We start from the raw sequence: 10,611 nt of genomic DNA, 5'->3' as shown, positions 1-10,611 counted from the left end.
CCGACCACGGCCACCCGCTTCGGTGCGGTGGTCGGGGTATAGACCAGCTCGGTCTCGTGGGCAGCGCGCGGGTTGACCAGGCAACTGGCCAGCTTGTTCTCGAACACGTGGTCCAGGCAGGCCTGGTTGCAGGCGATGCAGGTGTTGATGGCCTCGGCACGGCCGGCGCGGGCCTTGTTCGGCCACTGCGGATCGGCCAGCAGCGGACGTGCCAGCGACACCATGTCGGCACCGCCATCGGCGAGGATGCGTTCGGCCACTTCGGGCATGTTGATGCGGTTGGTCGCCACCAGCGGCAACGTCACGTGTGGCTTGAGCTTGGCGGTGACCGCAGCGAACGCACCGCGCGGTACCGACGTGGCAATGGTCGGAATGCGCGCTTCGTGCCAGCCGATGCCTGAGTTGATGATCGTGGCGCCAGCGGCTTCGATGGCCTGGGCCTGCTGCACGATCTCTTCCCAGTTGCTGCCGTCTTCGACCAGGTCGACCAGCGACAGGCGGTAGATGATGATGAAATCCGGACCGCACGCCTCGCGGATGCGGCGCACGATCTCCACCGCGAAGCGCATGCGCTGTGCGGCATCACCGCCCCAGCGGTCGTTGCGCTTGTTGGTGCGCGGGGCGATGAACTCGTTGATGAGGTAGCCCTCCGAGCCCATCACTTCCACGCCGTCGTAGCCGGCCTCGCGGGCCAGCTTCGCGCTGCGTGCGTAGTCGGCGATGTGCCGCTCGACGCCGCTGGCCGACAGGGCACGCGGGGTGAACGGATTGATCGGCGCCTTCAGCTTCGACGGCGCCACCGACAGCGGGTGATAGGCATAGCGCCCGGCATGCAGCAGCTGCAGGCAGATCTTCGCGCCGTGCTGGTGCGCGGCGGCGGTCAGCTGCCGATGCGGGCGCACTTCCCATGGCCAGGACAGCTTGCCGCCGAACGGCTTGAGCCAGCCCACCACGTTCGGCGCGAAGCCACCGGTGACGATCAGGCCGACGCCGCCTTCGGCGCGCTCTGCGAAGTAGGCCGCCAGGCGCGGGAAGTCGCGTGCGCGGTCTTCCAGGCCGGTATGCATGGAGCCCATCAGCACCCGGTTGCGCAACTGGGTGAAGCCCAGGTCCAGCGGGGCGAACAGGTGGGGGTAGGCGCTTTCGTTGGCTGGCGACATGTCGATACGCTTGCGTACGGAAGCGCGAAGGGTGCCGCGAAACGGCGCCGGGGGCAAGGGCTGGCAGATGGGTGGCGCCGGTCCATGCCCGGCGACGCGACTACCCGTGGCCGCGCTGCGCGCTCGCCGGGCGTGGCCCGGCGCTACCGACCGCCGGCCGGCCGATCCCGAACCAGCCGAGGGTGATCCCGCACAGCGGGCCGATCAGCAGCGCGAAGGCGAGCGTGCCGACGCCGACGTTGCCGCCCAGCCACCAGCCCAGCAGCAGCACGCTGCCTTCAATCAGGCTCCTTACCTTCCAGATCGGCCAGCCGGTGCGCGCGTGCAGCCCGGTCATCAGGCCATCGCGCGGGCCAGGGCCCAGCTTTGCGCCGATGTACAGGCCGGTGGCCAGCGCCACCAGCAGCATGCCGGCGCAGAACATCGCCACCTGCCAGCCCAGGCCGACGGCCGGGGGCAGCAGCCACAGCCCGAACTGGGCCGAGGGGCCGATCAGCATCACGTTGAGTACGGTGCCGACGCCGGGCTTCTGTCGCAGCGGCCACCACAGCAGCAATACCAGCGCGCCGATGACATTGGTGGCCAGGCCGAACGACAACGGTGTCTGTGCAGCGATGCCCTGCGACAGCACATCCCAAGGCGCGACACCGATCGCAGCGCGGATCATCAGCGAGGCGCCGAAGCCGTAGAGGAACAGGCCGATGATCAGTTGCAGCAGGCGCAGGGGCAGGGCGGTGGGCATGACAGGCTCAGGGCAGGGGAATCTGTTCCCACCCTATCCCTGAAACGGGTCATTCAGTAGATACAGATGCCGGCCAATCCACCGCCACAGGCTGCGCCGGGCACAGTCTGTGGCGGGTGCGCGTAGTGGTGACTCAGTCGTCCCAGCCGGCCAGCGCCAGCTTGCCGATGGTGCGGCCGCCTGCCAGGCGCTGGTGGGCGGCTTCCAGGTTGGCCGCATTGATCGGCCCCAGCACTTCGCTCAGCGTTCCGCGCAACTGGCCTGCATCGATCATGCTGGCGGCGCGGTTGAGGATGCGGTGCTGCTCGATGCGGTCGGCGGTGGCAAAGCGCGCACGGGCGAACATGAATTCCCAATGGATGCCGATGCACTTGGCCTTGTAGGGATCGCCGATGCGCAGCGGGCCGCGCGGTTCGACGATCAGGCCGACATGTCCCTGCGGCGCCAGCAGCTGGCCCAGTTCGTCCCAGTAGTGGTCGGTATCGGCCAGATTGAGGGCCACCTGCACATCGTCGATGCCAAGCGCCTGCAGTTGCGGCAGCAGGGGCTGGCGATGATCGATCACATGCTGGGCGCCCATCCGCCGGCACCAGTCGATCGAGGCTTCACGCGAGGCGGTGGCAATGACCTCAAAGCCGGCGTGCTGGGCCAGCTGGATCGCCATCGAGCCGACGCCGCCCGCACCGCCGATCACCAGCAGGCGCTGGCCGGCGTGGCGGCGGTCATCAAGCAGCAGGGGCATGCGCTGGAACAGCAGTTCCCACGCGGTCAGGGTGGTCAGCGGCAGCGCGGCCGCTTCGGCGAAGTCGAGGGTGGTCGGTTTGCGCGCCACCAGTCGCTCATCCACCAGCTGATATTGAGCGTTGCAGCCGGGTCGTGTGACATCTCCGGCGTAGTAGACCTCGTCACCGGAGGCGAACAGGCTGGCCTCCTCGCCCATGGCTTCGACCACGCCTGCCGCGTCCCAGCCGAGAATGCGCGGCGTATCCAGCGATGCGGCCGACGTGCCTGCACGCAGCTTCCCATCCACGGGATTGACGGAAAGTGCTTCGACACGGATCAGCAGGTCACGGCCCCGCGGCGGCTGCGGTGGTGGCAGCACCAGATCGCGCAGGGCAGGGGCGGATTCACGGCACAGGGCGACGGCTTTCATTGCGGCTCCAGCTCGGTTCCTGTCTGCATCATAAGGTTCCTCACCTCGATGGGCGCGCGCTGAACCGCTTTGTGATAACCAGCGTCAAAACTGTCGCATCTGGCTCTTAAACCCATCCAAACCCTTGTGGTGTGTGGGTCTTGCGGATTTTCATCATCCTGTATAGGGTTTCAACGTCGGACCGGTGGCCGGTCGTGCGCAGCGCTTCACATGTTACGGGACTGTTAACATGACCTTCACCCGCCTGAGCATAATGTTCGCGGCGGTGGCGTGCTGAATCGGCTGTCTGAACATCGACGCAGTAGTGCTGGCCCATGCCTCTACCGGTTTCATACCCCCGAAATAGGAGCTGTACTCAATGAACAAGAAGATCCTTACTGCCGCGCTGCTGGGCGGTCTGGCATTCGCCCAGGCTGCGTCGGCGCAGGAGTTCGATGACCGCTGGTACCTGACCGGTTCGGCCGGCTTCAACTTCCAGGATAACGACCGTCTGACCAACGACGCTCCGTTCGTGACCCTGGGTCTGGGCAAGTTCATCAGCCCGAACTGGTCGCTGGATGGTGAGCTGAACTACCAGAACCCGAACTTCGACGCCAACCAGGATCAGAACTGGTCGCAGTACGGCGTGTCGTTCGATCTGCGTCGCCACTTCATCAAGGAAGGCCGCGGCTGGAACCCCTACATCGTGGGCGGCCTGGGCTACCAGAAGTCTGAAGAAGAGTACGCAGCTGGCCCGAACGGCCCGGCCGACCGCAAGGACGGCAACGTTGCCGCCAAGCTCGGCGTCGGCCTGCAGACCACCTTCGACAAGCGCGTTGCTGTCCGCGCCGAAGTGGCCTACCGCGCTGACTTCGACGACCAGAGCATCGCCGCACGCGACGAAAGCTGGTTCGGCGACGTGCTGGCTTCGGTCGGCGTCGTGATCCCGCTGGGCCCGGCCCCGGTGGCTGCTGTTCCGGCACCGGCTCCGGTTGCCCCGAGCTGCGCCGACCTGGATGACGACGGTGACGGCGTCAACAACTGCGACGACAAGTGCCCGAACTCGCAGCCGGGTCAGACCATCGGTCCGGACGGTTGCCCGGTGCCGGTCTCGATCGACCTGAAGGGCGTGAACTTCGACTTCGACAAGTCGAACCTGCGTCCGGACGCTGTGGCCATCCTGAGCGAAGCCACCGAGATCCTGAAGCGTTACCCGGATCTGCGCGTTGAAGTCGCAGGTCACACCGACTCGAAGGGTACCGACGCTTACAACCAGAAGCTGTCGGAGCGCCGCGCCACTGCGGTGTACAACTACCTGACCAAGAACGGCGTCGACGCTGGCCGTCTGGCCGGTCCGATCGGCTACGGCGAGAGCCGTCCGATTGCGCCGAACACCAACCCGGATGGTTCGGACAATCCGGAAGGTCGCGCCAAGAACCGTCGTACCGAGCTGAATGTCCAGAACTAAGTTCTGACGCTCTGCCAGTAAGACACAGCAGGACCCGGCTTCGGCCGGGTCTTGTTGTTTGTGCGGTCGGGAATGATGAATCAGCGCCCGAGTGGCAACCGTTCGTCGGTAATTTGCTCATGAAACCAATGAGTTGCCGTATTCATTGAAAGTGGCGCTTGAAAGATGACGCGGCATTGCTAAACTCGCCGCGTCACTTCCTTTCGTGGATGTCCTCATGCTGCGCTCTGCATCGGCTGCCGTTCTGGCGCTGGCCCTGATTCCTGCTGCTCACGCTGCGGTCGATTGCTCGGTCAACACCAGCGCTTCGCCGCTGCCGTTGCCGGCCACGGCCATCGCCCCGGTGGCAGATGAGCTGTATATCCGCAGCAGCCAGCTGGGCATGTCCAGTGGCGTGCTGGGCAGCAGCTACGATCCGTCGCAGTCGCTGGACCAGGTGCTGCAGCGGTTGCGCATCGATGGCTGCCAGAACATCGCCAAGGCGATTCCGAGCGCGCCGGCGGTGAAGCCGAATGATCCGGCGGCATACAAGCCGCAGACCGAATTCGACAACACGCCGTGGCGCTTCGACATGAGCCAGAACGGCAAGCGCATGACCGCTGAAGAGTTCGACGCCTGGATGAAGGCGCGCGGCGTACGCGTGGTCAAGGCACGTCCGGTTCCGGCTGCTACCCCGGCCGCAGCCGAAGTACCGGCTGAGACCAAGCCGGTCGACAAGAAGTAAGCACGGCGGGGAGCAGAGGCTTGCGCACGCGCCGCCCACCTGCTGCCCCCGCTGCCCGCTCCCACGCTGCGCGTGGGCGTGCGAATCCTGCTGCGGTTTCCGCTGGCGTGCGCCATGGCCTGGCGCGCGTGCTGTCCAAGGCGGGCGTGTGCTCGCGCAGCGAGGCCGCGCGCTGGATCGCCGATGGGCGTGTTCGTGTCGCCGGGCGCATCGTCCGTGATCCGGAATTTCCGATTGCCAGCCCGGCGCCGCCGATCGAGGTCGACGGCCAGCCGATGGGCGCACCACAGCGCCTGTACCTGATGCTCAACAAGCCGCGCGGGGTGGTCACCACCGTGCAGGACGAGCGTGGCCGCGACACCGTGTACCGCTGCTTCGATGGCGCCGGCCTGCCGTGGATCGCGCCGGTCGGTCGCCTGGACAAGGCCAGTGAAGGCCTGTTGCTGTTCAGCAATGATCCGCAGTGGGCCGCGCGCCTGACCGATCCGGAGACCGGCCCGCAGAAGACCTACCACGTGCAGGTGGATCGCCTGCCCGATGACGACACCCTGGCGGCGCTGCGCGCCGGTGTCGAAGACGAGGGTGAATTCCTCCTCGCCCTGGCCGTGCGCGTGCTGCGCAGCGGCGACAAGACCGCCTGGCTGGAGGTGGTCCTCGACGAGGGCCGCAACCGCCATATCCGTCGCCTGCTGGCGGCCTTCGACCTGCAGGTGCTGCGCCTGGTCCGCGTTGCGATCGGAGAGCTCACGCTCGGCGATCTCGGCAAGGGCCAGTGGCGGGCGCTGGAGGTCAGCGACCAGCAGCGGCTGGGGGCCGCTGCACCGGGCTGAGTGATGCCCACGGCCGGCGGTTGCCGGCCACCGTTCCAGGCGTAGGGGGCGCCTGGTTGTCGAATGTCCAGAACGGAGCCTGCCCATGTATCACCCGACCCTCAAGCAAACCCTGCGCTGCGCCAGCGTGTTGTTGCCGATCGTGCTGTTGACGGCCTGCGGCGGCCACAAGAAGACGGCCAAGGCCGATCGCCCGGCCGAGACCCCGGTGGTTGAAGTGAAGACCCCGGAACTGGATGGCCGCGGCAGCTATCGCTTCATGATGAGCAACGGCGACCAGAAGATGACCGCCGACCAGTTCGATGCCTGGATGAAAGCCAATGGCATCCGCGTGGCCAAGGGTAATGGGCAGGATGCTGTCGCCAAGCCGGTGGTGGTCGCCAGCAAGGACGAGCCCAAGGACAAGAAGAAAAAGAAGAAATAGCGCCGGGTGGGTGCCGACCTGGGTCGGCACGTCCTGATGTGTAGCGCCGGGCCATGCCCGGCGAGCGCATGGCGCGGATATCGGGAAACCGCCGGGCATGGCCCGGCGCTACCCATGGGAGATCCGACCCGCCGGTGATCAGCCCTTGATCACGCCCAGCTCGACGCCGATGCGGGTGAACGCATCGATCGCCCGGTCCAGATGCTCGCGGCTGTGCGCGGCGCTGATCTGGGTGCGGATGCGCGCCTGGCCCTTGGGCACCACCGGGAAGAAGAAGCCGATCGCGTAGATGCCTTCTTCCAGCAGGCGCTCGGCGAACTTCTGCGCCAGCGGTGCGTCGTACAGCATCACCGGGCTGATCGGATGCACGCCGGGCTTCACGTCGAAACCGGCAGCGGTCATCTTCTCGCGGAAGTAGGTGGTGTTCTCGGCCAGGGTGCTGCGCAGGTCATCGGCCGCGGCCAGCATCTCGAAGGCCTTGATGCCGGCGGCGACCACGTGCGGCGGCAGCGAGTTGGAGAACAGGTACGGGCGCGAACGCTGGCGCAGCAGCTCGATCACTTCGGCGCTGGCGCAGGTGAAGCCACCCAGTGCACCGCCCATGGCCTTGCCCAGGGTGCCGGTGATGATGTCGATCTTCTCCAGCACGCCCTTGACCTCGGCCGAGCCGCGGCCGGTCGCGCCGAGGAAGCCGGTGGCATGGCATTCGTCGATGTGCACCAGCGCGTTGTACTTCTTCGCCAGCACGGTGATCTCGTCCAACGGCGCGATGAAGCCGTCCATCGAGAACACGCCGTCGGTGGTGATCAGCTTGGTCCTGCAGCCGGCGGCATCGGCGGCCTGCAGCTGGGCTTCCAGGTCGGCCATGTCGCAGTTGGCGTAGCGGAAGCGCTTGGCCTTGCACAGGCGCACACCGTCGATGATCGAGGCATGGTTCAGCGCATCGGAGATGATCGCGTCGTTCTCGCCGAGCAGCGGCTCGAACAGGCCGCCGTTGGCATCGAAGCAGGCCGCGTACAGGATGGTGTCCTGCTTGCCGAAGAAGCCGGCGATCTGTGCTTCCAGCTGCTTGTGCAGGTCCTGGGTGCCGCAGATGAAGCGCACCGAGGCCATGCCGAAACCATGGCTGTCCAGCGCGTCCTTCGCGGCCTGGATCAGGTCCGGATGGTCGGCCAGGCCGAGGTAGTTGTTGGCGCAGAAATTCAGCACCTTGCGACCGTCTTCGAGGGTGATTTCGGCGGACTGCGGGCTGGTGATGATGCGCTCGGACTTGAACAGGCCCTGGGCGCGGATGGCGTCCAGTTCCTCTCCATAGTGGCGGGTCAGGGCGGAGGAGTCGGTCATGGCGTGGGCACGGCTCAGCACGGGAAACCGCTGATTCTACCGGGCATCGATGGCTGCGGACCGGGCCGGATGGGGCACCGCCATGGCCGGCACATGTTGCATCGCAATAGCAAACGGGTTAAAAATTCGTGAACCGGGGCTGTCTGGCTCCGGTCGCTGCGCCCGCTGCAGATCCCGCCTTCCACGCCACCGACCCCACCGGAGACGCCCATGAAGCACGCCCGTGCCTGCCTCGCCATTGCCGCCGCCCTGACCCTCGCGCCGTTCGCCGCCAGCGCCCAGGACAACGAATCTCCGTACAGCTGGAACGTCACCGCCGTCTCGGACTACCTGTTCCGTGGTGTGTCGCAGACCGATGAGGATCCGACCCTGCAGGCCGGCTTCACCTACACCAGCCCGGTCGGCCTGTATGCCGGCGTCTGGGGCTCGGGCGTCGACTTCGGCGCAGGCGATCCGAAGACCGAGGTCGACTACCTGATCGGCTACGGCGTGGACGTGACCGAGCGCGTCAACTTCGACGTGCTGTTGAACCGCTACACCTACCTCAAGTCCAGCCACCAGAACTACAACGAGCTGATCACCACCACCACGCTGGACGACACCTACAAGCTGACGGTGGCCTACAGCAACGATGTGTGGAACAGCAGCACCGATGGCTGGTACTTCGGCCTGGGTGGCAGCTGGGGCCTGCCGAAGGAGTTCACGCTCAACGCCAACGTCGGTCGCAGCACCTTCGAGGACGGTATCGCCAAGGACTACACCGACTGGAACGTCGGCGTCGCCCGCCAGTTCGGCCTGTTCAATGTCGGCCTGGGCTACTACGGCACCGACGGCAATGGCCGCGACAACTCCGGCAAGCTGGCGCACAGCCGGGTGATGCTGAGCGTGGCGGTCGGCAAGTAACGCCGCAGGCGTTACGGTAGTGCCGGCCGCTGGCCGGCAACACCAAAGAAAAAGGCGCCCAACGGGCGCCTTTTTCGATTCCAGGGCGTGCCGAGCAAGCTCGGCACCCACCATTCGCGCGGAGCGCAGGGTCAATTCCAGCTGAGGACGACCTTGCCGGCCTTGCCTTCTTCCATCAGGTCGAAGCCCTTCTGGAAGTCGTCGATCGGCAGCTGGTGGGTCATCACCTTGCCGAGCGGGAAGCCGGACAGCACCAGCTGGGTCATCTTGTACCAGGTCTCGTACATCTTGCGGCCGTAGATGCCCTGCACGGTCAGGCCCTTGAAGATGATCTTGTCCCAGTCGCAGCCGGCGCCCTTGGGCATGATGCCGAGCATGGCGATCTTGCCGCCGTGGTACATGCAGTCGAGCATGTCGTTGAACGCGCGCGGGTTGCCGCTCATTTCCAGGCCTACGTCGAAGCCCTCCATGTGCAGTTCCTTCATCACGTCCTTCAGCGACGTGTTGGCGACGTTGACCACGCGGGTGGCGCCCATGTCGGCGGCCAGCTTCAGGCGGAAGTCGTTGACGTCGGTCACCACCACGTTGCGCGCACCGATGTGCTTGCAGATGCCCGCTGCGATGATGCCGATCGGGCCGGCGCCGGTGATCAGCACGTCTTCGCCGATGACGTTGAATTCCAGCGCGCAGTGCGCGGCATTGCCGTACGGGTCGAAGAAGGCGGCCAGTTCGGACGGGATCTGGTCGGGGATCGGCCACAGGTTGCTGGCCGGCATCACCATGTATTCGGCGAACGCGCCGTTGACGTTGACGCCGATGCCGACGGTGTTCGGGCACAGGTGCGGACGACCGCCGCGGCAGTTGCGGCAGTGACCGCAGACGATATGGCCTTCGGCCGACACGCGCTGGCCGATCTCGTAGCCGGTCACGCCCGGGCCGATCTCGGCGATGCGGCCGACGAACTCATGGCCGATGGTCAGGCCCGGCTTGATCGTGCGCTGGCTCCATTCGTCCCACAGGTAGATGTGCAGGTCGGTGCCGCAGATCGCGGTCTTCTCCAGCTTGATCAGGACCTGGTTGGGGCCCGGGGTCGGCACCGGAACCTCTTCCATCCAGATGCCCTTGGCCGCTTCGCGCTTGACCAGGGCCTTCATCGTTTGCTGCGCCATCGGGGTGGAACTCATCAGGGGGAAAGCGCGGATTATAGGGCGCCACGCGGATTTCCCATGTTGCGCTGCGGGTGCATTGGTGGAACGAAAGCTGTGCGCAAGCGGGCGTTTCGAACGGTGCCGCTGCGCTCGCCGGGCATGGCCCGGCGCTACCCCGCATGGCGGCTGCCCCGGTAGCGCCGGGCCATGCCCGGCGGATGCGTGGGTGCCAACCAAGGTTGGCTGCTACCGGGGCATCGGTGTGCCCGGCCCATGACTTCCGGGGTTCGGGGCGGGGCAGGGCGGCGGGCTACAATCGAGAGTTCCACTACCAGGGGCCGCTCCATGCGCTCGAACCTGCTTGCATTCTCCGTCGTCGCCAGCCTTGGGCTGGTCCAGGTCGCCCATGCCGCTGAAGGCATGTGGGTGCCGCAGCAGCTGCCGGAAATCGCCGGCCCGCTGCAGAAGGCCGGCCTCAAGCTGTCTCCGGAACAGCTGGCCAACCTGACCGGCGACCCGATGGGCGCCGTGGTCGCGCTGGGCGGTTGCACCGCCAGCTTCGTCTCGCCGCAGGGCCTGGTGGTCACCAACCACCACTGTGCCTACGGTGCGATCCAGCTGAACTCGACCGCACAGAAAAATCTGATCAAGGACGGCTTCAACGCGCCCAAGCGCAGCGACGAACTGAGTGCCGGCCCGAACGCCCGCGTGTTCGTGCTCGACCAGATCACCGACG

General features: G+C 66.2%; 11 protein-coding genes. 6 read left to right on the top strand and 5 right to left on the bottom strand.

The window, feature by feature from the left end:
* From DBR20_RS15195 to DBR20_RS15185, 3 genes are all read right to left on the bottom strand, one after another.
* Positions 1-1,160, bottom strand: a 1,160-nt coding sequence (locus DBR20_RS15195; protein WP_146187023.1) for a 2,4-dienoyl-CoA reductase FMN-binding domain-containing protein, incomplete at its 3' end; no start/stop codon positions are given.
* Between the two features lie 100 nt (positions 1,161-1,260).
* Positions 1,261-1,902 carry a hypothetical protein gene (locus tag DBR20_RS15190; RefSeq protein WP_089239033.1) on the bottom strand — a complete coding sequence of 214 codons (642 nt, stop codon included), beginning with the start codon at positions 1,900-1,902 and terminating at the stop codon, positions 1,261-1,263.
* A 133-nt stretch (positions 1,903-2,035) separates the two neighbouring features.
* Positions 2,036-3,055 carry a zinc-binding alcohol dehydrogenase family protein gene (locus tag DBR20_RS15185; protein WP_108266756.1) on the bottom strand — a complete coding sequence of 340 codons (1,020 nt, stop codon included), beginning with the start codon at positions 3,053-3,055 and terminating at the stop codon, positions 2,036-2,038.
* Between the two features lie 358 nt (positions 3,056-3,413).
* Here DBR20_RS15185 and DBR20_RS15180 point away from each other — a divergent pair, with 358 nt between their 5' ends.
* From DBR20_RS15180 to DBR20_RS15165, 4 genes are all read left to right on the top strand, one after another.
* On the top strand, positions 3,414-4,502 hold the full coding sequence (locus tag DBR20_RS15180) for an OmpA family protein (RefSeq protein WP_100463239.1): 1,089 nt from the start codon (positions 3,414-3,416) through the stop codon (positions 4,500-4,502).
* A gap of 217 nt (positions 4,503-4,719) precedes the next feature.
* Positions 4,720-5,226 carry a hypothetical protein gene (locus DBR20_RS15175; RefSeq protein WP_108266755.1) on the top strand — a complete coding sequence of 169 codons (507 nt, stop codon included), beginning with the start codon at positions 4,720-4,722 and terminating at the stop codon, positions 5,224-5,226.
* A gap of 20 nt (positions 5,227-5,246) precedes the next feature.
* On the top strand, positions 5,247-6,056 hold the full coding sequence (locus tag DBR20_RS15170; RefSeq protein WP_181393101.1) for a pseudouridine synthase: 810 nt from the start codon (positions 5,247-5,249) through the stop codon (positions 6,054-6,056).
* 85 nt (positions 6,057-6,141) lie between these two features.
* Entirely contained in the window at positions 6,142-6,480 is a 339-nt protein-coding gene (locus tag DBR20_RS15165) for a hypothetical protein (protein ID WP_108266754.1), read from the top strand.
* 138 nt (positions 6,481-6,618) lie between these two features.
* Here the strand turns inward: DBR20_RS15165 and kbl are convergent, their stop codons facing one another.
* The gene (gene kbl, locus DBR20_RS15160) at positions 6,619-7,824 is read right to left on the bottom strand and encodes a glycine C-acetyltransferase (RefSeq protein ID WP_108266753.1); all 1,206 of its coding nucleotides are present in this window, start codon (positions 7,822-7,824) and stop codon (positions 6,619-6,621) included.
* A 210-nt stretch (positions 7,825-8,034) separates the two neighbouring features.
* Here kbl and DBR20_RS15155 point away from each other — a divergent pair, with 210 nt between their 5' ends.
* Entirely contained in the window at positions 8,035-8,727 is a 693-nt protein-coding gene (locus tag DBR20_RS15155; protein WP_089239045.1) for a TorF family putative porin, read from the top strand.
* Between the two features lie 131 nt (positions 8,728-8,858).
* Here the strand turns inward: DBR20_RS15155 and tdh are convergent, their stop codons facing one another.
* Positions 8,859-9,881: an L-threonine 3-dehydrogenase gene (gene tdh, locus DBR20_RS15150; protein ID WP_032952044.1), complete on the bottom strand. Its 1,023-nt coding sequence runs from the start codon at positions 9,879-9,881 to the stop codon at positions 8,859-8,861.
* 339 nt (positions 9,882-10,220) lie between these two features.
* Between tdh and DBR20_RS15145 the strand changes: the two genes are divergently transcribed.
* On the top strand, positions 10,221-10,611 hold a 391-nt coding region (locus DBR20_RS15145; protein ID WP_146187022.1), incomplete at its 3' end, for a S46 family peptidase.

Origin of the sequence: Stenotrophomonas sp. HMWF023 (assembly GCF_003060985.1) — a bacterium.
Taxonomy (GTDB): Bacteria; Pseudomonadota; Gammaproteobacteria; order Xanthomonadales; family Xanthomonadaceae; genus Stenotrophomonas; species Stenotrophomonas lactitubi.
This window is presented reverse-complemented; position numbering and strand designations above follow the sequence as displayed.

Coding starts and splice junctions, on each gene's coding strand:
- DBR20_RS15185 (WP_108266756.1), bottom strand. CDS start 3,055: ATGAAAGCCGTCGCCCTGTGCCGTGAATCCGCCCCTGCCCTGCGCGAT.
- DBR20_RS15175 (WP_108266755.1), top strand. CDS start 4,720: ATGCTGCGCTCTGCATCGGCTGCCGTTCTGGCGCTGGCCCTGATTCCT.
- DBR20_RS15155 (WP_089239045.1), top strand. CDS start 8,035: ATGAAGCACGCCCGTGCCTGCCTCGCCATTGCCGCCGCCCTGACCCTC.
- DBR20_RS15165 (WP_108266754.1), top strand. CDS start 6,142: ATGTATCACCCGACCCTCAAGCAAACCCTGCGCTGCGCCAGCGTGTTG.
- tdh (WP_032952044.1), bottom strand. CDS start 9,881: ATGAAGGCCCTGGTCAAGCGCGAAGCGGCCAAGGGCATCTGGATGGAA.
- DBR20_RS15190 (WP_089239033.1), bottom strand. CDS start 1,902: ATGCCCACCGCCCTGCCCCTGCGCCTGCTGCAACTGATCATCGGCCTG.
- kbl (WP_108266753.1), bottom strand. CDS start 7,824: ATGACCGACTCCTCCGCCCTGACCCGCCACTATGGAGAGGAACTGGAC.
- DBR20_RS15180 (WP_100463239.1), top strand. CDS start 3,414: ATGAACAAGAAGATCCTTACTGCCGCGCTGCTGGGCGGTCTGGCATTC.